At 66.4% G+C, this 22,077-nt stretch carries 19 protein-coding genes; 7 read left to right on the forward strand and 12 right to left on the reverse strand.

Annotated elements, in window-relative coordinates; genetic code table 11:
- Positions 1-36: 36 nt before the first annotated feature.
- The 6 genes from radA to alr all read right to left on the reverse strand — a co-directional run bounded on the left by radA (position 37) and on the right by alr (position 5,749).
- Entirely contained in the window at positions 37-1,398 is a 1,362-nt protein-coding gene (radA, locus tag ACZ52D_RS13360; RefSeq protein ID WP_464441612.1) for a DNA repair protein RadA, read from the reverse strand.
- Positions 1,399-1,499: 101 nt separating this feature from the next.
- The gene (locus ACZ52D_RS13365) at positions 1,500-2,282 is read right to left on the reverse strand and encodes a DNA repair protein (protein ID WP_464441613.1); all 783 of its coding nucleotides are present in this window, start codon (positions 2,280-2,282) and stop codon (positions 1,500-1,502) included.
- Between the two features lie 142 nt (positions 2,283-2,424).
- Positions 2,425-2,868, reverse strand: coding sequence for a paraquat-inducible protein A (locus tag ACZ52D_RS13370; RefSeq protein WP_464441614.1), 444 nt, complete (start codon positions 2,866-2,868; stop codon positions 2,425-2,427).
- Between the two features lie 321 nt (positions 2,869-3,189).
- Complete coding sequence (locus ACZ52D_RS13375; protein WP_464441615.1) at positions 3,190-3,936, reverse strand: ABC transporter ATP-binding protein; 747 nt, start codon at positions 3,934-3,936, stop codon at positions 3,190-3,192.
- Positions 3,933-4,715 carry an MlaE family ABC transporter permease gene (locus ACZ52D_RS13380; RefSeq protein ID WP_222453541.1) on the reverse strand — a complete coding sequence of 261 codons (783 nt, stop codon included), beginning with the start codon at positions 4,713-4,715 and terminating at the stop codon, positions 3,933-3,935. The genes ACZ52D_RS13375 and ACZ52D_RS13380 overlap by 4 nt, the downstream gene beginning before the upstream one ends.
- Positions 4,712-5,749: an alanine racemase gene (gene alr, locus ACZ52D_RS13385; protein WP_222453540.1), complete on the reverse strand. Its 1,038-nt coding sequence runs from the start codon at positions 5,747-5,749 to the stop codon at positions 4,712-4,714. Before alr ends, ACZ52D_RS13380 begins: the two co-directional genes overlap by 4 nt.
- Before the next feature lie 135 nt (positions 5,750-5,884).
- Between alr and ACZ52D_RS13390 the strand changes: the two genes are divergently transcribed.
- Positions 5,885-6,454 carry a hypothetical protein gene (locus tag ACZ52D_RS13390; protein ID WP_464441616.1) on the forward strand — a complete coding sequence of 190 codons (570 nt, stop codon included), beginning with the start codon at positions 5,885-5,887 and terminating at the stop codon, positions 6,452-6,454.
- Between the two features lie 410 nt (positions 6,455-6,864).
- Here ACZ52D_RS13390 and ACZ52D_RS13395 read toward each other — a convergent pair whose 3' ends face one another.
- The 6 genes from ACZ52D_RS13395 to ACZ52D_RS13420 all read right to left on the reverse strand — a co-directional run bounded on the left by ACZ52D_RS13395 (position 6,865) and on the right by ACZ52D_RS13420 (position 14,420).
- On the reverse strand, positions 6,865-8,385 hold the full coding sequence (locus ACZ52D_RS13395; RefSeq protein WP_222453538.1) for a replicative DNA helicase: 1,521 nt from the start codon (positions 8,383-8,385) through the stop codon (positions 6,865-6,867).
- A gap of 267 nt (positions 8,386-8,652) precedes the next feature.
- Positions 8,653-9,333 (reverse strand): orotate phosphoribosyltransferase, encoded by a 681-nt coding sequence (locus ACZ52D_RS13400; RefSeq protein WP_222453537.1) that lies wholly within the window; start codon positions 9,331-9,333, stop codon positions 8,653-8,655.
- Between the two features lie 126 nt (positions 9,334-9,459).
- Positions 9,460-10,821, reverse strand: coding sequence for a calcium-binding protein (locus ACZ52D_RS13405; RefSeq protein WP_464441617.1), 1,362 nt, complete (start codon positions 10,819-10,821; stop codon positions 9,460-9,462).
- A 267-nt stretch (positions 10,822-11,088) separates the two neighbouring features.
- Positions 11,089-12,135, reverse strand: coding sequence for a dihydroorotase (gene pyrC, locus ACZ52D_RS13410; protein WP_464441618.1), 1,047 nt, complete (start codon positions 12,133-12,135; stop codon positions 11,089-11,091).
- 111 nt (positions 12,136-12,246) lie between these two features.
- Positions 12,247-13,203, reverse strand: a complete 957-nt coding sequence (locus ACZ52D_RS13415; RefSeq protein WP_222453534.1) for a hypothetical protein — start codon at positions 13,201-13,203, stop codon at positions 12,247-12,249.
- Between the two features lie 170 nt (positions 13,204-13,373).
- Positions 13,374-14,420: a glycosyltransferase family 2 protein gene (locus ACZ52D_RS13420; RefSeq protein WP_464441619.1), complete on the reverse strand. Its 1,047-nt coding sequence runs from the start codon at positions 14,418-14,420 to the stop codon at positions 13,374-13,376.
- A gap of 236 nt (positions 14,421-14,656) precedes the next feature.
- Between ACZ52D_RS13420 and ACZ52D_RS13425 the strand changes: the two genes are divergently transcribed.
- From ACZ52D_RS13425 to ACZ52D_RS13450, 6 genes are all read left to right on the forward strand, one after another.
- A complete protein-coding gene (locus ACZ52D_RS13425; protein ID WP_417472460.1) occupies positions 14,657-15,565 on the forward strand; it encodes an AAA family ATPase in 909 nt (302 codons plus the stop codon).
- Positions 15,566-15,626: 61 nt separating this feature from the next.
- The gene (locus ACZ52D_RS13430; protein WP_464441620.1) at positions 15,627-16,877 is read left to right on the forward strand and encodes a vWA domain-containing protein; all 1,251 of its coding nucleotides are present in this window, start codon (positions 15,627-15,629) and stop codon (positions 16,875-16,877) included.
- A gap of 80 nt (positions 16,878-16,957) precedes the next feature.
- On the forward strand, positions 16,958-17,938 hold the full coding sequence (locus ACZ52D_RS13435; RefSeq protein WP_464441621.1) for an XdhC family protein: 981 nt from the start codon (positions 16,958-16,960) through the stop codon (positions 17,936-17,938).
- Positions 17,935-18,936 (forward strand): molybdopterin-binding protein, encoded by a 1,002-nt coding sequence (locus tag ACZ52D_RS13440; protein ID WP_464441622.1) that lies wholly within the window; start codon positions 17,935-17,937, stop codon positions 18,934-18,936. The genes ACZ52D_RS13435 and ACZ52D_RS13440 overlap by 4 nt, the downstream gene beginning before the upstream one ends.
- 162 nt (positions 18,937-19,098) lie before the next feature.
- Entirely contained in the window at positions 19,099-19,584 is a 486-nt protein-coding gene (locus tag ACZ52D_RS13445; protein ID WP_222453528.1) for a (2Fe-2S)-binding protein, read from the forward strand.
- 113 nt (positions 19,585-19,697) lie between these two features.
- On the forward strand, positions 19,698-22,067 hold the full coding sequence (locus ACZ52D_RS13450) for a xanthine dehydrogenase family protein molybdopterin-binding subunit (RefSeq protein WP_464441623.1): 2,370 nt from the start codon (positions 19,698-19,700) through the stop codon (positions 22,065-22,067).
- Positions 22,068-22,077: the final 10 nt, after the last annotated feature.

Below are 22,077 nucleotides of genomic sequence, written 5' to 3' on the forward strand. Positions count from 1 at the left end.
CGCCCGTTTGCCTGCGATATCAAATTTTTTGCGACTTTAGCCGGCCCCGAAGAATTCGCCAACAAATCCCGCAAGATCGGTGGTATGGCGCAGATTCAGGCCGGTCACCGCAATGGATTTGCCGCCGCTGGGGGCTATCGCCGCCGTGAAACCAAGTTTTTGCGCCTCTTTCAACCGGTTTTCGGTCTGCGGCGCCGGGCGCAGGGCGCCGGACAGCGAAATTTCACCAAAAACCGCGGTATCGGCGGGCAGCGCCACGTCCTCGCGGGCGCTCAGCAGCGCCGCCGCCACGGCGAGGTCGGCGGCAGGCTCGGAAATCTTCATGCCGCCGGCGACGTTCAGATAGACATCCAACCCGGCAAAGGGAATGCCGCAGCGTGCCTCCAGCACCGCAAGGATCATCGCCAGCCGCGACGAATCCCAGCCCACCACCGCGCGGCGGGGTTGTGAATGCGGCGAGGGCGCGATCAGCGCCTGCATCTCGACCAGCACCGGCCGCGTGCCCTCGATGCCCGCAAACACCACCGAGCCGGGCGACGGTTCGCCGCGCTCCGACAGGAACAGCGCCGAGGGGTTCACCACCTCCGACAGCCCGCCGCCGGTCATCTCGAACACCCCGATTTCATCCGCCGGGCCGAAGCGGTTCTTGACGGCGCGCAGGATGCGGAACTGGTGGCCGCGCTCACCCTCGAAGTAGAGCACGGTGTCGACCATATGCTCCACCACGCGCGGGCCAGCGATCTGGCCCTCCTTGGTGACATGGCCGACCATGATGATGGAAATGCCGTGGCGCTTGGCAAAGGTTGTCAGCTCATGCGCGGCCGCGCGCACTTGGCTGACAGAGCCGGGGGCGCTGTCCACGTGATCGGCCCACATGGTCTGGATCGAGTCGATAATGGCCAGCTGCGGCTTCTCCGCCTCCAGCGTGGTCAGGATGTCGCGCAGGTTGGTCTCGGCGGCCAGCTGCACGGGGGCATCCGCCAGCCCCAGCCGCTGCGCGCGCATCCGCACCTGGGCCGAGGCCTCCTCGCCGCTGACATAGACGGTCTTCACCCCGTTCTGGGCAAAGCGCGCCGCCGCCTGCAACAGCAGCGTGGATTTGCCGATGCCCGGATCACCGCCGACCAGGATCGCCGAGGCCGCAACCAGGCCGCCGCCCAGCACCCGGTCCAGCTCGCCCACGCCGCACAGGCTGCGCGGTGGTGGGGTTTCGCGGGTCGACAGGTCCGTCAGCTCGATTGTGCGCCCGCGCTTGATGCCCAGCGACTTCTTCGAGGGGCCGGACGACAGGCCCTTGTCCTCGCTGATGGTGTTCCATTCGCCGCAGCCCTCGCAGCGGCCCGACCATTTCGATAAGCTGGCTCCGCAGGCGGAGCAGGAGAAAGATGTTTTTGCCATGTGGGATCACTGGCAGATGTTTCTGTTTTGTTCAAGTGTCCACATGCGTGCCGTCGATGCGCGGCGTCGGCCGACGCGCGGAACTGCTGCGCGGATGCGCCTCAGCCGCCGCTGCGGGGCGGCTGGATCGGCACCACGCTGCCGGTTTCCGGGTCGGATCCGTCCGGCGGGGTCTGCAGCTGTGCCGACAGTTCCGGCAACAGCTCGAACAGCTCGCCGCGCAGTCGCCCGAGGTGCGATTTGGCAATGCTTTCCTCGATCTCCACGTCGCGGCTCCACTGGCGCAGCTCCTGCATGATGATCTGCGCATCCTCCAGCCGCGTCTTGAAGGTGTCCAGCTCCTGCTGGCGCTGGGTGAGGAAGGCGCGGGCGCGCGCCACCTTGTCATCCGAATAGGTCTCCGCCAGCTCGCGGCTGACCTGGCTCATCTGCGCCGCGACCTCCAGCACATCCGGCTCCAGCCCGGCAAGATCGGGGTGGTCGCGCAGGAAGGCCAGCCGCTCCTTCACCGCGTCGAATTCGGACGCCAGCGTGAACACCCCGGCGCGGTCCCCGGCATGGGCCAGCTGATAGGCGTGCAGCACATCTTCCATGTTCAGCGAAAACCGCCGGTGCGAATTCTCCAGCGCCAGCATGCGGCCGTTGGCGGGCAGGAAGAACACCAGCATCACCGCCAGCAGCGTCAGGCCGATCTGCGCCGCCATTCCCGCCTGTGGATGGGGCTCTGCGCCAAAGCCCGCCTGCAGGTTGAGCCACGGCCAGACGCCAAGGGCTGACAGGGCGGTCGCGACCAGCGCCGCCAGCGCGACAAGGCAGATTGCACAGAAGCACAGCCGCATCATCGCGGCCTGCGCGGTGAAAAGGAATGTCTTATACCCGGCCATAGGCCCCCCTCCGACAACATCCGCGGACCCGGTCCTGCCAGGCGGGGGAGACCTGATTGCCGCAGGAAATTCCGGTTCCGGGGACTCGATCCCGAACAGTTCTCTGCATTCAACTGGAGCGGTTTGCCCCGGGATCAAGGGCTTAAGCGTTTTGGCGCAGCCCGCGTTCGGTCAGCATGCCCAGCCCCAGCGAGGTCAGGATGCAGGCGGTGAACAGGTAGAGACCCCAGGCGGTCTCGATCGTGCCCAGCCCGATGCCCTTGGCCAGGGTGATGTAAAGCGCGATCAGAAAGACGTCGGCCATCGCCAGCTTGCCCAGCACATGCAGCACCGGCTGCACCTTGGCGTCGAGCAGGTCCCATTGCACCAGCGCCAGCCCGATGGTCTTGAGGTAGGGCGCAAAGATCGCGAAGAAGGTGACCACCAGCGCAAGCGCCGCATCGCTGGCCCACAGCGATTGCAGCCCGGTCAGCACCGAGATTTCGGACAGGCCAAACAGCGGCAGCAAGCCCGCCCGCATCAGGGGCGCAAACCACGCCACCGGATAAAGGACCAGCAGCGACAGGGTGAGGAGGCGGAGCAACAACCTAGCGCAGCTCGCTTCTCAAACGCGAGAGGTTACGCCGCACATACCACAGTCCAATGCAAGAAAGTGACGCCCAGAAAACGACAGCCGCGTAACCAGCCCACGCCGTTTGCGGAAGCAGAACACGCGCTGCCAAAGAGCAGAGCTGGAATAGCAGAAGTACCGCGAACATCGCCCCCATGAGCCGTGGAATAGCTTTCCTGAGGAACTTTCGACGCAGTTGAGGCGCATTGAGACTTGGGCCTTTTGCGACCTCCATCCACGCGCCGACTGTGAATATCAGAACAATGACGCCAACGATGCTGGGAACTATTTGCATGTCTACCTTACCGCCTCAATCGGCCCCTCGGCGCGGCCGTGGATGAACTGCTCCATATAGGGATCGCCGGACTGGTCCATTTCGCTCACCGGGCCGGTCCACTGGATCACGCCGTCGTGCAGCATTGCCACGTTGTCGGCGATGGCGCGGACCGAGGACATGTCGTGGGTGATGGTCATCGCGGTCGCGCCCATCTCCACCACGATCTCGCGGATCAGGTCGTTGATGACGCCGGACATGATCGGGTCGAGACCGGTGGTCGGCTCGTCGAAAAAGATGATCTCCGGCTCGGCGGCAATGGCGCGGGCGAGGCCGACGCGTTTCTGCATACCGCCCGACAGCTCGGAGGGAAACAGATCCGCCACCGCCGCGCGCAGGCCGACCCGGCGCAGTTTCTCGATGGCGATCTCGCGGGCCTCCTCGGCCGGGCGTTTCAGCCGACCGCGCAGCAGGCGAAAGGCGACGTTCTGCCACACCGGCAGGCTGTCGAACAGCGCCGCGCCCTGGAACAGCATGCCGAAACGCGCCAGAAACGCGTCGCGGTCGCCCACGCCAGCCGGTTTCCCGTCGACGTAGATCTGGCCGCTGTCGGGCTGGATCAGCCCCAGCACGCTTTTCAGCGCCACCGATTTGCCGGTGCCGGAGCCGCCGATGATGACCATGGACGTGCCCTTGGGAATTTCCAGGGTCAGCCCCTTCAGCACGGCATTGTCGCCAAAGGACTTGTGGACGTTTTCCATGCGGATCATAGCGAGAAGAACACCCCCGTCAGGACAAAGTTGGCGGCCAGGATCAGCACCGCGGCCGCCTCGACCGAGCCCTTGGTGGCGCGGCCCACGCCCTGCGCGCCGCGGCCCGAGGTCATGCCGTAGTAGCAGCCCATCAGCGCCGCGATGGTGCCGAACACGGCACCCTTGGTCAGCGAGGACAGGATGTCGTGCGCCTCGAGGAAGTCGACGGTGTTCTTGAGATAGGCCGCCGGGTTGAAGCCGAGGTTCTGGGTCGCCACGGTGTAGCCGCCAAGGATGCCGATGATGTCACCGACCGCGACCAGCACCGGCACGGTGACCAGCGCTGCCAGCACCCGCGGTGCCACCAGGTATTTCATCGGATGGGTGGACAGCGTGACAAGCGCGTCGATCTGCTCGGTCACCTTCATGGTGGCGATCTCGGCGGCGATCGACGAGGTGACGCGCGCCGCGATCATCAGGCCGACCAGCACCGGGCCCAGCTCGCGCACCATGCCGATGGCGACAATCTGCGGCACCACGGCCTCGGCGTTGAAGCGCGCACCGCCCGCGTAGATCTGCAAGGCCAGCGCACCGCCGGTGAAGATCGCGGTCAGCCCCACCACCGGCAGCGACAGCCAGCCGATGTTGAGCAGCGCCTGGAACAGCTCGCGCGGGTAGAAGGGCGGCCGCAGCATGTGGCTGAAGGCCGAGAGCGCAAACAGCGCTGCCCGTCCCACCGCCGCCAGCGCAGACAGCGCCGTGCGCCCCAGCCGGGCCAGAAGTGCGATCGGTGTCATCCCTGGTAGGTCCGTGCGTGCCGGTGACCGGTTGCGGTGAGGATCTCGTAGCCGATGGTGCCCGCGGCATCGGCCAGCGTGTCGACGGTCTGCTGTTCGTTCAGAATCGCCAGCATCTCCGGCACCTCGGGCAGATCGGTGACATCCACGGTGATCAGGTCCATCGAGATGCGCCCGACCACGGGGCAGGGGGTCTCACCGGCGTAGAGGTGAATGCCGCCATTGCCCATCGCCCGGTGCAGGCCATCGGCATAGCCGGCCGCCACGGTGGCGATGCGGCTGGGACGCTTGGCGGTCCAGGTGTTGCCATAGCCTGCGGTCTCGCCGACCTCCAGGTCGCGCAGCTGGATCACCGGCAGCTCCAGCTGGACCACCGGCAAGGCATCCTTGAACGGCAGGCCGCCGTACAGGCCGACACCGGGGCGGCAGAGGTCGAAATGGTAATCCGGCCCCAGCAGCATGCCGCCGGTGGCCGCCAGCGAGCGCGGCAGGTCCAGCCCGTCGGTCATCTCGCGGAAGGTCTTCAGCTGATGCGCATTCATCGGGTGCGACGGCTCATCCGCGCAGGCCAGGTGCGACATCAGCAGCACCGGGTTCTGGCCGAGCGCAATTTCCGCAACCGCGGCCCATTCGCCGGGCTCCATGCCCAGCCGGTTCATGCCGGTATCGAGCTGCACGCCGAACGGATGGCCGGGCAGGGTCTCGAAGTGGCGCAGCATCTGGTCCAGCGAGTTCAGCATCGGCGTCAGCTGGAAGTCCTTCAACAGCTTGGCGTCGCCCTCCATATGGCCGGAAAATACCGAGATGCCCGGTCCCGGACCCAAGGCGCGGCGCAGCGCGCCACCTTCCTCGGCCACCGCCACAAAGAAGTTGCGCGCGCCCGCCTTGGCCAGTGCGGTGCCTACGCGACCTGCATCCAGGCCATACCCGTTCGCCTTGACCACGGCTGCGGTCTCGCAGCCGGTCAGCGCATCCAGATTCCGCCAGTTGGTGACCAGCGCATCCAGGTTGATTGTCAGTTTTCCCGTGCTCATGCGGTGTTCTTGACACGGGTGTGGCGCAGGTCAAGGGGGAAAGCCCATGGCCCCCGCGCATGGGCAAGAAAACGGTTGTGAATCTGCCGCGGGCTTCGCAGGTTGGCAGCAACAACCAGGGAGGGCAGGGCAGAGATGGGGTGGATCGCAGAATTGTTCGGCAGCATCCGCCTGCAAGTGCTGCCCTTTTCGCTGGCGGCGGGCCTGCTGGGCTGGTTCCTGCGCCGCGCCTATGTCGAAAGCGTTGCGCGGCGGCGGCTGATCCGGGCGCTGTTTGCCGAGATCGACTTCAACACCCGCGACATGGAGACCTTCCGCCGCTCCTCGCCCAGTCGCGAGGTCTTGCAAGCGGCGCTGGGGGCAAATCCCGACCTGGTGCCGCATGTGACGGATGCGCGCCACACGGAGATCTACCGGCAGCATATTGCCAGCCTGCATTTCATTCCCGGCCACCTGCTGCACCAGGTGATCGACTACTACGGCCTGCTGGAGAAGATCCGGGTGCAGGTGGAGGGGCTGAACTACGACAGCTACAAGACCCTGTCGCTGGCCGGGCGGGTGCGGGCGGTGGATCTGCTGCGCACCACCAGTGCGGATGCCGAAACCAGCGGCAAGGCGCTGATGGCGGCCTTCCGGCGGACATTTCCCCGCCTGAACCTGACCCGCTACAAGGCGCCACACCGGAGCCGACCCACGGGCAGCTGACGTCGGACGCGCGGCGTCGCACGCCGCAGCACGCCGCCACAATCGGTCAGCGTCAGGACAGATCCCGGAACGTCAGGGAAGTTTACGGGAAGACAGAATGCAGAAAGACAGAAGGGGCCGGTGTCGTTCGGCCAGACGCAGGGGCGCGGCGGCAGCGGTTGCCGCAGCGGTCATACGATGATCGGATCTGGTCCCAGTTTCATGCGTGATCTCCCATTTTGGCCGGTCGCCTAGTATCGGCCGGTCGCCCGGTTTTGGCCAGTCGCCCGGCGGTCTGGCGTCTGCGTTCCAGCATAGGTGGCCGTGAGGCGTGCGGCAAGCCCTGCAAGGCCGTCGCACGCCTGTTATGTGTGCACGCCGCGGCTTGATTTCAAGTTAAGCTGCCGCGCGCTGCCCGGAGCAAGGCCGGATCAATAGTCCTCCGGCCCCTGTTGCCAGGATTTGGCGAGGTTGCCAAAGCGGGTGAACTGCGCCTCGAAGGACAGCTCCACCGTGCCGATGGGACCGTGACGCTGCTTGCCGACGATGACCTCGGCCTTGGCGTGCAGCCGTTCCATCGCCTGCTTCCACTCTTCCATCTTCTCCAGCTCGTGATCGCCGGGCTTTTCCCGTTCCTTGTAGTATTCCTCCCGGAACACGAACATCACCACGTCGGCGTCCTGCTCGATCGAGCCCGATTCGCGCAGGTCCGACAGCTGCGGACGCTTGTCCTCGCGGTTTTCCACCTGGCGCGACAGCTGCGACAGGGCGATCACCGGGATGTTCAGCTCCTTGGCGATCGCCTTCATGCCCATCGAAATCTCGGCGATCTCGTTCACGCGGTTGTCGGACATGCCACGGCAGAGCTGCAGGTAGTCGATCACCAGGAGGTCCAGCCCGTGGGTCCGCTTCAGGCGCCGCGCCCGGGCGGCCAGCTGCGAGATCGGGATCGCCGGAGTGTCGTCGATGAACAGCGGGCAGCTTTCCAGATCCTTCGCCGCCTGCACGAAGCGGCGGAATTCCTCCTCGGTCATGTCACCCTGACGGATCTTGTGCGAGGAGATTTCCGAGGCTTCCGCCAGGATCCGGCCCGCCAGCTGCTCGGCCGACATCTCGAGGCTGAAGAAGCCCACGACGCCGCCGTCGATGGCGCCTTCGGTGCCGTCGGGCTTGATGCCGCGCTTGTAGGCCTTGGCGACGTTGAAGGCGATGTTGGTCGCAAGCGAGGTTTTCCCCATCGAGGGGCGCCCGGCGAGGATCAGCAGGTCCGAGGGGTGCAGGCCGCCCAGCTGCTTGTCCAGGTCGGTCAACCCGGTTGAGATCCCGGCCATGCCGCCGCCACGCTGGTAGGCCTCGTTGGTGACGTTGACCGCCTCGGTTACCGCCTTGAGGAAGGATTTGAAACCGCTCTCGGTCTGGCCCTGTTCCGCCAGCTGATAGAGCTGCTGTTCCGCTTCGACGATCTGTTCCCGCGGTTCCGAGGCGACGTCGACGCGCCGCGCCTTGTCGGCGATCGACTGGCCCAGGGCGATCAGCTCCCGGCGGATCGCCAGGTCGTAGATCATCTGCGCATAGTCGCGCACCGCGAAGGCCGAGATCGACGCACCGGCCAGCTTGGCCAGGTAGGCCGGGCCGCCCAGCTCCTTCAGACCCTCATGGTCTTCGAGGAAGGCTTTCAGGGTTACCGGCGAGGCCAGCGCATTCTTGGAAATCCGCGCCGCGGCCACCTCGAAGATGCGGGCATGCACCGGGTCGTAGAAATGCGAAGAATCGATGATCAGCGCGATCTTGTCGTAGACCTCGTTGTTGGTCAGGATCGCGCCCAGCAGCTGCTGCTCGGCCTCTACCGAATGCGGCAGCTCGTTGTCCGGCATCGCGCTGTCGGCCTGTGCAGGCTCGGGCATCGGGGCCGGAGGGGGCATATCGCCGTCGAAAGGGGTAATCTCGTTCATCACTGCTCTCGTCGTTAGGCCTGCGTTATAGGGCGCGCGGAGGCGTTCTCCTATCTGGGAATCTCTGTGGATACCCTGTGCATATCCGGCGTCTGTCTGTGGATGGCTCGGGGCCATTCGGCTGCTGTCCGGTTTCAGACAGGCTAAAGGATGCGGGGGGCTTAGGAAAGCCCCCCATATCTTGTGGTTCTTGTCTCTGGAGTGCGATTCGGGGCGCGTGGCTTATCCACAGCGCCAGCCGGGAAACGCGGTCAGCTTGACGTATCGTCAGGCGGATTTATGCGCATCCTGCCAGGCGCGCGGATCCTTCAGGAAGCGCTCCACCTCGTCCAGTGTCTCGGTGCTGAAAGCGCCCTGCGCCCGCGCTTCGGCCAGCACATCCCACCAGGTGCAGAGGTAGTGCAGCTCCACCCCGTGGTCGCCCAGCGTCTTGGTCGTCTCGGGGAAGATGTCGTAATAGAAGATCACCGCGGTATGGCCGCAGCTGGCGCCGGTCTCGCGGATCGCATCCACAAAGGACAGCTTGGAGCCGCCATCGGTGGTCAGATCCTCGACCAGCAGCACCCGCTCGCCTTCGCTCATCGCGCCCTCGATGCGGGCATTGCGGCCATAGCCCTTCGGCTTCTTGCGCACATAGGTCATCGGCAGCGCCATGCGCTCGGCCACCAGCGCGGCAAAGGGAATGCCCGCGGTCTCGCCGCCGGCGATGTTGTCGAACGCCTCGAAGCCCGCGTTGCGCATCACGGTGACGGTCATGAAGTCCATCAGCGTCGAGCGGATGCGCGGAAAGGAAATCAGCTTGCGGCAGTCGATGTAGCTGGGCGAGGGCAGGCCGGAGGCCAGCGTGTAGGGCTCATCCGTGTTGAAGTTCACCGCGCCGATTTCCAGCAGCATCCGGGCCGACAGGCGGGCGATTTCTTCTTTCGACGGATAGGAGGAGGGGATCATGGGCAGGGCATCCTTTGCGGCAGCGGTTTTGCTGTCCATAAACCGGATGCGGACCGGTTTGAAGCCCCGCAGATGGCTTGTGGCAGCGCGCGGGCCGCAAAATGGCCCGCGCGCCGCCGAAGCTGGTCAGAAGATGAAATCGTTGGCCGACAGGTCGGCGATCGAGACATCTTCGAGGGTGATGCTATTGCCGCGGTTGTCGCTGATCACCACGTCGCCGTCGCCGTTCTCCGACAGGTGGTTGTTCTTCAGGTCGCGGAAACTCCGGATGGTGCTGACCCCGTCCAGGTCAATCTTCTCCTTGCGGCCGCTGGTCTGGAAATCGGCAATGATGTCATTGCCAAAACCGTCGTTGAAGACAAAACGGTCGGCATCCTCTTCGCCCAGCAGGCGGTCATCGCCGCCGCCGCCTTCCAGCGTGTCGCGGCCGCGGCCGCCAAAGAGGGTGTCATTGCCGCCAAGGCCGAACAGCTTGTCATAGCCGCCTTCGCCTTCCAGTTTGTTGCGGCCACCGTTTCCGGTGATATTGTCGCGCAGCTCGGAGCCGCGCACGTCCTCGATGCTCTTGAGCGTGTCGCGGTCGCCGAAACCGTCGATGGCAAAGCTCTTGTTCAGCTTGACGGTCACGCCGTCATTGCCGCCATAGCGTTCGTCGCGGTCGTAACGCACCTGATCGCGGCCGCCGCCGCCGTTGATCGTGTCCTCGCCTGCCAGCCCGCGGAAGTAGTTCGCCTTGCCGTTGCCGATGAACTTGTCGTCATGGGCCGAGCCGCGCAGCATCTCGATGCTTTTCAGCGTGTCGGTCTTGCCCCAGCCATCTGTGGCGCGGCCGGTCTTCAGGTTGGCGGTGACACCGGTCGGATCGCCCGCAAAGGTCACCTGGTCATAGCCGCCTGCGCCGCCGTCATAGGTGTCACGCCCGTCGGAGCTGACAAAATAATCGTCCCCGGCGCCGCCCTTGTAATTGTCGCGGCCGGGGGTGCCGTAGAATTCGTCTTCCTCGGTTGTGGTGGCGCCGGGAATGTCCGTCCAGGCGATGTCGGCGCCGGGCGCAAAGGCACCTGTCGGCGTCGAGAAACCTTCGATGTCCGCTTCCACCGCTGCCCAGTCTGCGGCCGAGTTGATGCTTGGCAGCGGCTTGCCATCCAGCACGATATAGAACTCGGTATCCGTATAGTCGCCGGTTTCAAGCGACACGATCAAGATCACCGTGGAGCCACCACTTTTCCAGCTGACCTCTGTAATCAGGGTTTCATCGGACCGGATTTCGCTACTCAAGTTGTCGAAGTTGATGTCGTCGAGGATCGGCTGCACGACGTCGTCATCCATCTCGACGATGTCGATGCCGTCGTCTTCGCCCACGACCCGGTAGCGGAAAGTGGAGGAAGCGGAGGGTACCGTGAGGGCGCCGTCAATCGTTCTGATGACGTCTGAACCGTCGCCATCATCATAATCCGCCCGAATACCTTTAAATGAAACCGTTGTCATGCTTTTGCGCCCTTTTTAGAAGTGCTGCCGCCACAATCTGTCGACAGAAACCAATAGGGCGAAACCTGCGTTCTGGGGGTGATTCCCTGCAAGGACGAAAGCCGATTCGCTGGCGGGATAGTTAACGCGTGTGGCAATTCGGCCAGTTGTCCGGCAGCGCAGTCACGGCGGATGGGGGCCGCAACGCGGCCGGGGCGTGACCGTCATCAGACAGCTGCGCGGGTGGGCGACCGGCGCGCGCCCGCGCAGCTGTTCAGCGGGTCTTGCTCAGTCGTCGGCGACGGCCCAGAACACCTCTAAGCCGGGGTCAAACACCGTCACCGGCCCGTCGGCGGTGGCGATCTTGGCCGGGAACTCGACCGCAGTCTCGGACTTGCGCAGCGTCAGGCGCTGCGTGCTGACCGGCAGGCGATAGAAGGCCGGGCCGTTCTCCGAGGCAAAGCCCGCCAGCTTGTCGAGCGCGCCTTCTTCCTCGAACACATGCGCCAGCAGCGACATGGTGTTGGTGGCCGTGAAGCAGCCCGCACAGCCGCACTCGCTGAGCTTGTTGGGATCGGTGTGCGGCGCCGAGTCGGTTCCGAGGAAGAACCGCGCATCGCCCGAGGTGGCGGCGGCACGCAGGGCCAGCCGGTGTTCCTCGCGCTTGGCGACGGGCAGGCAGTAGTAATGCGGCTTGATGCCGCCGACGAGGATGTGGTTGCGGTTGATGATCAGGTGGTGGGTGGTGATCGTCGCGCCCAGATCCTTGTCCTGCGAGCGCACGTAATCGGCGGCATTGCTGGTGGTGATATGCTCCATCACCACGCGCAGCCCCGGGGTGGCGCGGCGGATCGGGTCCAGCACCCGGTCGATGAACACCGCCTCGCGGTCAAAGATGTCGATGTCGTGATCGGTGACCTCGCCATGGGTGCACAGCGGCAGGCCGATCTCGGCCATTTTCTCCAGTACCGGGCGGACATTGTCGAAATTGGTCACGCCCGAGGCCGAGTTGGTGGTGGCCCCCGCCGGATAAAGCTTTACCGCCTTGACCAGCCCGCTGGCATGGGCGGCGGCGACGTCTTCCGGGTCGGTGTCCTCGGTGAGATACAGGGTCATCAGCGGCTCGAAGCTCATGCCGTCGGGCAGGGCGGCGAGAATCCGGTCCCGGTAGGCCGCGGCCTGCGCGGAGGTCACCACCGGCGGCACCAGGTTGGGCATGATGATGGCCCGGCCGAAATGGCGGGCGGTCTCGGGCAGCACGGCCTCCAGCATCGCGCCATCGCGCAGATGCAGATGCCAGTCGTCGGGGCGGGGGATGGTCAGGTCCTGGGTCATGCCGCTCGCCTAGCACAGGGGCGAGCGAAAAAGAAGCCGCGCAATGCGCCGCAGGGGGCGTCCGCGCGCGGGTATTCCGACGTCTCCCGGAGGGCTGCGAGGCGTGCGCCCTCAGCGTTTTGCGGGCAGGTGGAATTCGCCGTTCGCGGCCCGCTGTTCCAGGTCGGTCAGGCGGCGGCGGAACCGGGGCGCGCGCATCCGTTCGGTCACGTTGCGGCACAGAAGGGCCATCAGGTAGCAGCGGTCGTCCCGCTCCAGCCGCGCCAGCAGGTTGCGCAGGAAGTAGGAGTTGTTGCGCCGGTTGCGGAACAGCTTGTAGAAGGCCGTCGCCGTCAGCTTGCCGCTGCCCGCCATCGACAGGATGTGGTACAGCATGTCCATCTCAATCAGCCGGGTCTGCACGGCCTCGCCCATGTGCATCGCGCGCAGGCGGGTGACGTTCTTGCGGGCAAACAGCGACGCGTGCATCGCGTCCAGCCGTTCCTGCGGATCATAGATCACATAGGCGCGTTCAGCGGCGTCCAGCATGTCGGGCGCATAGCCATAGCGGTCGGTGAAGCACAGCCGCCGTTGCTCGGTGAAACGGTCGTCCCATTCGGTCATCCGCGGCTCCAGCGTGGCCTGCGGCTGGACGGCCACCACCGAGGCGCCGGGGGCGGCAACGGAATAGGCCGCCGCCGCATAACCGCAGGGGCCGGCACCGTAGAAGATCACGTTGTCGAATTCGTCAAAGAAGCCATCGTCGATCAGCTGATCGAAAAAGGCATAGATCTGCTCGTCGCGGAACCAGGTGTCGCCGTCGGAGACCACGCACATATGCGACCAGCCCAGGTTCTTGACCAGGTCAAAGCCCAGCGGCTGCGCCAGGTCGGACAGGTTGTGGATGCCTTGCATGGTCTCGAAGGTGACCAGCAGCGTGTCCCCCTGTTCGATGAAGGTCGCGAAATGCCGCTTGCCCAGCGGCTGGTACATGCCGTTGGTTTCGGCCAGCTCGGCAATACGGGCCTTCCACTGGGCGGTATCGAGCCCGGAAAGATCCTCGTCCAGGTTTTCAAGTCCATCCTGCATCTGTGCCATCCTTACTGCCCGCGCTGCGCCGCTTTCAGGGCTGCCTGCCGTTAAAGGCTAGGTTGGAAATAAGGCCAAATTTGGAAAAACTCATGCGTTAATGCGGCCTTGCAGCGCCCATTCGGCGGCGATCTGCCGAGAGCGCAGCCGCGTCGCCCCCCCGTGACGCTTCAATCCTTGTCCGGCGGGGCGCGCAGCGCAAAGCGGCGCAGCAACCCCGCCGCCGCCGGGCTGATCGGGCGCGACGGCGGCGTCATCAGCAGGCGCGCGAACAGGGCGCGATAGGTCTCCTGCTCCATCAGCTGGGCAAAGCGATCATGCCGCCACTGCACCGCCGCGTGATGCAGCCGGGCCAGCACCGGATCATCCATCAGCTCGGCCTGCAGCGCGGCGCGGGCCGGGGCGAGGCGCTGCGCCGCGTCGTCCTCGATGCTGCCGTAATTGCGCTCGACCCAGTAATCCATGCCAAGCTCCGCCTGCCGGTTGACGCGGCCGCGATCTGCCTTCAGCACGTAGCTTTCCATCGCGCCCAGCGGGTAGTGGTTCAGCTGGGCGAGGCGGGTGTTGGACTGGCCGTAGTCGTTGAACAGGCGTTGCTTGCGAAAGGCCTCCCCCAGCGCGCGCCCCTCGCAGTCGTACCAGCGGAACCGGGCCAGCCGCTCCGCGTCCCGGGCATCGCGGGGGCGGTGCACGCCACATTTGCGATAGGTGCCATCGTTGCGGTACAGCGTCTTGAACATCGTCGCGCGCCACGGCCAGTGGATCACCTCCGGGGCGCAGCGGATAAACTGTTCCGTCACCGGGCGATCCTCGTAGCGCACGATGCCGCCATTGCCGAACAGCCGCCAGGTCAGCGTCACGGCATCGGCCTGCGGCAGCGCCGCCAGCAGATCCGCGAGCTGCCCGCCGCCGGTCTTGACGCAGACGAACTCGTCGATGTCCAGCACCATCACCCAGTCGGCGGCTTTCATCAGCGGGTGCCTGTCGGCCGTCTTCAGCGCGGTGAACTGGATGCCGCCCTGGTCATAGGGGCCGTCGTTGCGCACATGGGTCAGCTGCCCGAGCTCCGCCAGCCGGTCCAGCATCTGGTCGGTGCCGTCCTGGCAATCGTTTGAAAACACGAGGAAGTCGGTGAATCCCGCAGCGCGGTGGTGGGCCAGCCACTCCAGCAGGAAGGCAGCCTCGTTGCGCACGCACAGAACAGCCAGGGCACGCATCGCGCTCACCTGCGGCAGCCGGGGGCTGCAATACGGGGGAGGGGCTGGGGCGTCATGCGGGGGGGGTATCCTGTTACCTGCGTGCCTGCGGCCCCATGCGCATGGGACCATCGGTTGCGCCAGAGTCTACCGTGCTGCCGGGGTTTTACAACCGCCCGGACATCTCTTGACCGCAAGGGCGTTGCCGTGGCCTGTTGTCGGCATGGGATGCGCAGCAACCATGGGGAGAACCGCCAATGCCGCCAGTGCAATCGATCGAACAGGTCCAGCAGCAGCTTGCACAGCAGGGCTACGTCTGCGGCCGCGCGCTGGCGACGGTGGTGTTCCTGTCGCTCAAACTCGGCCGCCCGCTGTTCCTCGAAGGCGAGGCCGGCACCGGCAAGACCGAGATCGCCAAGGCGCTGGCCGCTGCCCTCGGCCGCCGCCTGATCCGGCTGCAATGCTACGAGGGGCTGGATGCCGCCAGCGCCGTCTATGAATGGAACTTCGCCGCCCAGATGGTCGCCATCCGCAGTGCCGAGGCCACGGGCCGCGCCGACCGCGCCGCGCTGCAGGCGGATCTGTTTTCCGATGACTACCTGATCGAACGCCCGCTCCTGCAGGCGCTGCGCCCGGATGAGGCCGGCCCGCCGGTGCTGCTGATCGACGAGCTGGACCGCACCGATGAGCCCTTCGAGGCCTTCCTGCTGGAGGCGCTCAGCGACTTCCAGGTGACGATCCCCGAACTCGGCACCGTCACCGCGCCCGCGCCGCCGATCGTCATCCTCACCTCCAACCGCACCCGCGAGGTGCATGACGCGCTGAAGCGCCGCTGCCTTTACCATTGGGTCGACTACCCGGATTTCCCGCGCGAGCTGGAGATCCTGCACGCCCGTGCGCCGGGCGCAAGCGAGGCGCTGAGCCGCGAGATCGTCGCCTTCGTGCAGGCCCTGCGCACCGAGGATCTGTTCAAGAAGCCGGGCGTGGCCGAAACCATCGACTGGGCCAATTGCCTGCTCGCGCTCGACGTCATCGCCCTCAGCCCCGAGGTGATCGCCGACACCCTGGGCGCGATCCTGAAATACCAGGACGACATTGCCCGTCTGCACGGCTCCGAGGCCAAGCGCATCCTCGACCAGGCCCGCGCCGGTCTGGGCAGCGCCTGATGCTTCACCTTTGCACAAATACTCCGGGGGTATGGGGGCAGCGCCCCCATGGAACCTGCTGATGCCGGATTATCCGCCGCTGCCGCTGCCGGACACCCCCCGGCTGGCCGCAAACATCGCCCATTTCGCCCGCGCCCTGCGCAAGGCGGGGCTGACCATCGGCCCGGGCCGGGTGCTGAACGCGGTGGAGGCGGTGGCGGCGGCGGGTTTCACCAGCCGCCAGGATTTCTACTGGGTGCTGCACGCCTGTTTCGTCTCCAAGCCCGAGCACCGCGTGGTCTTTGCCCAGGTCTTCCGGCTGTTCTGGCGGGATCCGCGCTATCTCGAACGCATGATGGCGGCGATGCTGCCCGCGATCCGCGGCGTGCAGCAGGACCGCGCCGCCAAACCCGCCGAGCAACGCGCGGCAGAGGCGCTGCTGGACGGCATGGCCAGCCAGCCCGACACCCCGGCCGAAGAACCCGAGGGCGGCGACATCCAGATCGACGCCGCGCGCACCGCCTCGTCCCGGGAACGGCTGCGCACGCTGGATTTCGAGCAGATGACCACCGCCGAGGCCGCCGCCGCCAAGCGCATCCTGGCGCGGCTGAAACTGCCGGTGCCGCCGATCCAGTCGCGCCGCCTGATGGCCGCGCCGCGGGGCGCGCGCGCTGATTGGCGCCGGACCCTGCGCACCGCCGCGCGGCAGGGCGGCGAGCTGCAGGCGATCGCCCGCGCCAAGCGCCGCATCCGCCGCCCGGCGCTGGTGGTGCTCTGCGACATCTCCGGCTCGATGAGCCAGTACAGCCGCATCATCCTGCATTTCCTGCACGCCGCCGCCAATGCCAGGGACGCGGGCTGGGCGCGGGTGCATGGCTTCACCTTCGGCACCCGCCTCACCAATATCACCCGCCATCTGCATCAGCGCGATGTGGATGCCGCGCTCTCTGCCGCGGGGAGCGAGGCGCAGGACTGGGAGGGCGGCACCCGCATCGGTGACTGCCTGCACGCCTTCAACCGCGACTGGTCGCGCCGGGTACTGGGGCAGGGGGCGGTGGTGCTGCTGATCACCGACGGGCTGGACCGCGGCGATGCGGACGCTCTGTCGCGCGAGATGCAGCGGCTGCAGCTGTCGGCGCGCCGCCTGATCTGGCTGAACCCGCTTTTGCGCTGGGACGGCTTTGCCCCCAAGGCGGCCGGCATCCGGGCGATGCTGCCGCATGTGGACAGCTTCCGCGCCGGCCACTCCATCGCCTCGCTGCAGGATCTGGCGCAGGTGATCGGCGACCCGGGCGATAGCGGCGAAAAGGCCCGCCTGATGGGCCTGCACTGACGCCGCGGTTGCGGCTTGAAATTCAGCGGGCTAAGGCCGACCTTAGACAGACCCCCAAGCCCCTAGTCGGAGACAGCCAGATGCCGCAGCCGCCCCGTTTTGAAAATGCCCCGGAAACCGCGCTGGACTGGCACCGGGCGGGCAGCGGCGCCGCGCTGGCCACCGTGGTGCAGACCTGGGGCTCGGCGCCGCGGCGGGCGGGCTCGCAGCTGGTGGTCGCCGGCGATGGCCGCATCGAGGGCTCCGTCTCCGGCGGCTGCGTCGAGGGCGCGGTGGTGGCCGAGGCGCTGGAGGCGCTGCAGGACGGCCAGCACCGGCTGCTGGAATACGGGGTCAGCGACGCCGATGCCTTTGCCGTGGGGCTGGCCTGCGGCGGCACCATCAAGGTGCTGGTGGAACCGGTCGGCAGCGCGCTGCCGCTGGGCATGCTGGAAGACCTCGTCGCGGCCCGCGCCGCCCGCCGGCCGGTCGCCTATGAGGTGAACCTCGCCACCGGCGCGCGGCGGCTCGGCCTCGAGGGCCATGCCGACCGGATGCGCATGGATCGCTCCGGGATCGAAGACGACGGCGAGACCTTTGTCGCGGTCCACAACCCGCCCTTGCGGCTGGTCTGCGTCGGCGCGGTCCACATCACCCAGGCGCTGGTGCCGATGGCGCGGATCGCCGGCTATGATCCCGTCATCATCGACCCGCGCACCGCCTTTGCCGCGCCCGAGCGGTTCCCGGGCGAAACCCTGATGGACGACTGGCCCGACGAAGCCGTCGAAAAGCTCGGCCTCGACAGCCGCACGGCGCTGGTGCTGCTGACACATGATCCGAAACTCGACGATCCGGCGCTCACCGCGGCGCTGGGGGGCGATGTGTTCTATATCGGCGCGCTGGGCAGCAAGAAGACCCACGCCGCCCGCGTCGCCCGCCTGCAGCAGGCGGGGTTCACCGAGCATCAGATCGCCCGCATTCACGGCCCCGTGGGCCTCGACATCGGCGCGGCCAGCCCGGCCGAGATCGCCGTCTCGATCCTCGCCGAGATGACCGCGGTGCTGCGCGGCAAGTCGCAATGAAATTCGGCCCCGTTCCGCTCGCCCAGGCCGAGGGCGCGATCCTGGCGCATTCGCTGCAGGGGGCCAGCCGCAAGGTGGCCAAGGGCACGCTGCTGCGCGCCGCTGACCTGGCCGAGCTGTCGGCGGCGGGCCATGACACCCTGACCGTTGCCCGGCTGGACGCGGACGATTTGCACGAAGACGCCGCGTCCGAGGCGCTGGCACGGGCGCTGGCGCCGGAGCCGGAGGCGCAGGGCATCCGTGTGTCGGGCGCGGGCACCGGGCGGGTAAACCTTTACGCCGCCCACGCCGGGCTGGTGCGGCTGGACCGCGCCCGGCTGCAGGCCTTCAACGCGGTCGACGCGATGCTGACCATCGCCACGGTGCCGGATTACCACCGCGCCGATGCGGGGGGCATGATCGCGACGATCAAGGTGATCTCCTATGCGGTGGCCGAGGCTCTGGTCCGTCAGGCCTGCGCCGGTGCCGCCGGGGCGCTGCGAGTGCTGCCGCCGGTGATCGCAAGCGCCACGCTGATCGAAACCCGCGTCAGCGCGGATATCCCGCCGGACAAGGGCCGCGCCGCCATGGCCGGGCGGCTCGACCGTATGGGCGTTTCGCTGTCGGACCGCGTGGTGGTGCCGCACCGCGAGGCGGATCTGGCGGCGGCGATTTCCGAGGCTCCGGGCGAGCTCTTGCTGGTGCTGACCGGCTCTGCCACCTCGGACGCGATGGACGTGGCACCGCAGGCGCTGCGCCGGGCGGGCGGCAGCGTCACCCGCTTCGGGATGCCGGTGGATCCCGGCAACCTCCTGTTCCTGGGGCAATACCAGGGTCGCCCGGTGATCGGCCTGCCGGGCTGCGCCCGCTCGCCCGCCCTGAACGGTGCCGACTGGGTGCTGGAGCGGGTGCTCTGCGGGGTGGAAGTCTCGTCGGACGACATCGCCGCAATGGGCATCGGCGGGCTGCTGAAGGAAATTCCCACCCGTCCGATGCCGCGCCGCGAAGCCGCGGGTTGAGCGTATTGCGAACAAGTCGGCGGGGCGGGGCACTCTGCAACCATAGGTAAGTGTCGCTGACGTGAATTTTACCCAGACCAGAAGGGCAAAAACACTTCGCACCGCGCCCGGGGCGTGTTTAACTCTGCTCAGCCAGACAAGAACAAGCTAAGGGAGGGTACTATGGCCAAGGTCTCAATGACCGTGAACGGCAAGGCTGCCAGCGGCGAGGTCGAGGGGCGCACGCTGCTGTCCTCGTTCCTGCGCGACACGCTGGGGCTGACCGGCACCCATGTGGGCTGCGACACCAGCCAGTGCGGCGCCTGCGTGGTGCATGTGGACGGCAAGGCGGTGAAATCCTGCACCATGCTGGCACAGGAAGCCGACGGCTCGGATGTTGCCACCATCGAGGGGCAGGCCAACGCCGACGGCTCGCTCAACGTGATCCAGCAGGCGTTCCAGGACCACCACGGTCTGCAATGCGGCTTCTGCACGCCGGGCATGGTGATGTCGGCGGCGGCGCTGCTGAAGGACAACCCCAAGCCCACCGAGGCGGAGATCCGCGAATACCTTGAGGGCAACCTGTGCCGCTGCACCGGCTACCACAATATCATCAAGGCGATCCTTGCGGCTTCGGGGCAGGATGTCTCTGCCATCGCGGCGGAATAACCGCCGCCCCCCATATGCGACGACCGCAGGCCGGTGCCCGGCCTGACCTGCAAAAGGAGTGAATACCAAGAGCTGCGCCAATGGCCGCAGCCTCCAGGGAGGAGACTTCAGACATGCCCAAGGACAACGACAGCGGTATCGGCGCCAGCCCCAAGCGGCGCGAGGACGTGCGCTTTCTGACCGGCGCCGGCAATTACACCGACGACATCAACGTGCACGGACAGGCGTATGTGCATTTCCTGCGCGCCGACGTGGCCCATGCAACCATCAATTCCATCGACACCAGCGCCGCCGAGGCGATGCCTGGCGTGGTGAAAATCTTCACCGGCGCGGACTTTGCCGAGGTCGGCGGCATCCCCTGCGGATGGGGCGTGACCGACCGTCACGGCAACCCGCAACAGGAGCCGCGCCACCCGATCATCGCCGATGGCACCATCCGCCACGTGGGCGAGATCGTCGCCGCCGTGGTCGCCGACACGCTGGAACAGGCCCGCGACGCCGCCGAGGCGATCGAACTGGACCTCACGGACAAGCCGGTGGTGGTCGACATGGCCGCGGCATTGGCGGAGGACAGCGCCAAGGTGCATGAGGATCTCAGCTCAAACCTCTGCTATGACTGGGTGTTCGGCAATGACGACGACGACGCGGTGCAGGCGGCCTTTGATGCGGCGGCGCATGTCACCACGCTGGAGCTGGTCAACAACCGGCTGGTCGCCAACCCGATGGAGCCGCGCGTGGCCATTGGCGAATACAGCCGCGGCACCGATGAATACACGCTGCACACCACCAGCCAGAACCCTCATGTGATCCGCCTGTTGATGTGCGCCTTTGTGCTGGGCCTGCCCGAGCACAAAGTCCGCGTGGTGGCGCCGGATGTGGGCGGCGGCTTTGGCTCCAAGATCTTTCACTACGCCGAGGAGGCGTTCTGCACCCATGCGGCCAAGGCCTGCGGGCGGCCGGTGAAATGGACCTCGACAAGGTCCGAGGCATTCATCTCGGACGCCCATGGCCGCGACCATGTGACCAAGATCGAGCTGGCGCTGGACAGCAACAACAACTTCACCGCGCTGCGCACCAACACGATGGCGAACATGGGCGCGTATCTGTCGACCTTTGCCACCTCGGTGCCCAGCTACCTGCACGGCACGCTGATGGCGGGCAACTACAAGACGCCGGTGGTGCAGGTGAACGTGAAGACGGTGTTCACCAACACGGTGCCGGTCGACGCCTACCGCGGTGCGGGTCGGCCCGAGGCGACCTTCCAGCTGGAGCGCGTGATCGACAAGGCCGCGCGCGAGCTGGGCGTCGACCCGATTGCGCTGCGGCGGCAGAACTTCATCACCGAGTTCCCCTATGAAACCCCGGTGGCGCTGACCTATGACACCGGCGATTACACCGCCACCATGGACAAGCTGGAGGAGATCGCCGACGTCGCGGGCTTTGCCGCCCGCCGTGCGGAAAGCGAGAAGAAGGGCAAGCTGCGCGGCATGGGCGTCAATTGCTATATCGAGGCCTGCGGGATTGCGCCCTCGAACATCGTCGGCATGCTGGGCGCGCGCGCGGGCCTGTACGATGCTGCAACGGTGCGGGTGAACGCCACCGGCACCATCAGCGTCTTCGTCGGCGCGCACAGCCACGGGCAAGGGCACGAAACCTCCTTCCCGCAGGTCGTTGCCGACATGATCGGCATCGACGAGAGCATGGTCGATATCGTGCATGGCGACACCGGCCGTGTGCCCTTTGGCATGGGCACCTATGGCTCGCGCTCCATCGCGGTCTGCGGCTCGGCCATGGTGCGCGCGACCGAGAAGATCATCGCCAAGGCGAAGAAGATCGCCGCCCACCTGCTGGAGGCCTCGGACGCGGATATCGAGCTGAAGGACGGCCAGTTCACCGTTGCGGGCACCGACAAATCGGTGGCCTGGGGCGATGTCACGCTGACCGCCTATGTGCCGCACAACTACCCGCTGGAGGAGCTGGAGCCGGGGCTGGAGGAGACCGCGTTTTACGATCCGGCGAACTTTACCTATCCCTCGGGCGCCTATGCCTGCGAGGTGGAGGTCGATCCCGACACCGGCAAGGTCACCATTGAGCGGTTCTCGGCTGCGGATGATTTCGGCAATATCATCAACCCGATGATCGTCGACGGCCAGGTCCATGGCGGGCTGGGGCAGGGCATTGGCCAGGCGCTCTTGGAAAACGCCGCCTATGACCAGGACGGCCAGCTCTTGTCGGCCTCCTTCATGGATTACGCGATGCCGCGGGCGGATGATGTGCCGTTCTACCAGGTGGATCATTCCTGCCAGACGCCCTGCACGCACAATCCCCTGGGCGTGAAGGGCTGCGGCGAGGCGGGCGCGATCGGCTCGCCGCCCGCGGTGGTCAACGCGGTGGTGGATGCGCTGCAATCGGCGGGCAAGAACGTGACCCATATCGACATGCCGCTGAGCCCTGCGCGGGTCTGGGCGGCGATGAACGGCTAAGGGTTCATGG

The sequence above is a fragment of the Leisingera sp. S2M4 genome, assembly GCF_055398055.1.

Bases quoted from the DNA above. Each gene is read 5' to 3' on its own strand.
- radA (WP_464441612.1), bottom strand. From the start codon at position 1,398: ATGGCAAAAACATCTTTCTCCTGCTCCGCCTGCGGAGCCAGCTTATCG.
- ACZ52D_RS13365 (WP_464441613.1), bottom strand. From the start codon at position 2,282: ATGGCCGGGTATAAGACATTCCTTTTCACCGCGCAGGCCGCGATGATG.
- ACZ52D_RS13375 (WP_464441615.1), bottom strand. From the start codon at position 3,936: ATGATCCGCATGGAAAACGTCCACAAGTCCTTTGGCGACAATGCCGTG.
- ACZ52D_RS13380 (WP_222453541.1), bottom strand. From the start codon at position 4,715: ATGACACCGATCGCACTTCTGGCCCGGCTGGGGCGCACGGCGCTGTCT.
- alr (WP_222453540.1), bottom strand. From the start codon at position 5,749: ATGAGCACGGGAAAACTGACAATCAACCTGGATGCGCTGGTCACCAAC.
- ACZ52D_RS13390 (WP_464441616.1), top strand. From the start codon at position 5,885: ATGGGGTGGATCGCAGAATTGTTCGGCAGCATCCGCCTGCAAGTGCTG.
- ACZ52D_RS13395 (WP_222453538.1), bottom strand. From the start codon at position 8,385: ATGAACGAGATTACCCCTTTCGACGGCGATATGCCCCCTCCGGCCCCG.
- ACZ52D_RS13400 (WP_222453537.1), bottom strand. From the start codon at position 9,333: ATGATCCCCTCCTCCTATCCGTCGAAAGAAGAAATCGCCCGCCTGTCG.
- ACZ52D_RS13405 (WP_464441617.1), bottom strand. From the start codon at position 10,821: ATGACAACGGTTTCATTTAAAGGTATTCGGGCGGATTATGATGATGGC.
- pyrC (WP_464441618.1), bottom strand. From the start codon at position 12,135: ATGACCCAGGACCTGACCATCCCCCGCCCCGACGACTGGCATCTGCAT.
- ACZ52D_RS13415 (WP_222453534.1), bottom strand. From the start codon at position 13,203: ATGCAGGATGGACTTGAAAACCTGGACGAGGATCTTTCCGGGCTCGAT.
- ACZ52D_RS13420 (WP_464441619.1), bottom strand. From the start codon at position 14,420: ATGCGTGCCCTGGCTGTTCTGTGCGTGCGCAACGAGGCTGCCTTCCTG.
- ACZ52D_RS13425 (WP_417472460.1), top strand. From the start codon at position 14,657: ATGCCGCCAGTGCAATCGATCGAACAGGTCCAGCAGCAGCTTGCACAG.
- ACZ52D_RS13430 (WP_464441620.1), top strand. From the start codon at position 15,627: ATGCCGGATTATCCGCCGCTGCCGCTGCCGGACACCCCCCGGCTGGCC.
- ACZ52D_RS13435 (WP_464441621.1), top strand. From the start codon at position 16,958: ATGCCGCAGCCGCCCCGTTTTGAAAATGCCCCGGAAACCGCGCTGGAC.
- ACZ52D_RS13440 (WP_464441622.1), top strand. From the start codon at position 17,935: ATGAAATTCGGCCCCGTTCCGCTCGCCCAGGCCGAGGGCGCGATCCTG.
- ACZ52D_RS13445 (WP_222453528.1), top strand. From the start codon at position 19,099: ATGGCCAAGGTCTCAATGACCGTGAACGGCAAGGCTGCCAGCGGCGAG.
- ACZ52D_RS13450 (WP_464441623.1), top strand. From the start codon at position 19,698: ATGCCCAAGGACAACGACAGCGGTATCGGCGCCAGCCCCAAGCGGCGC.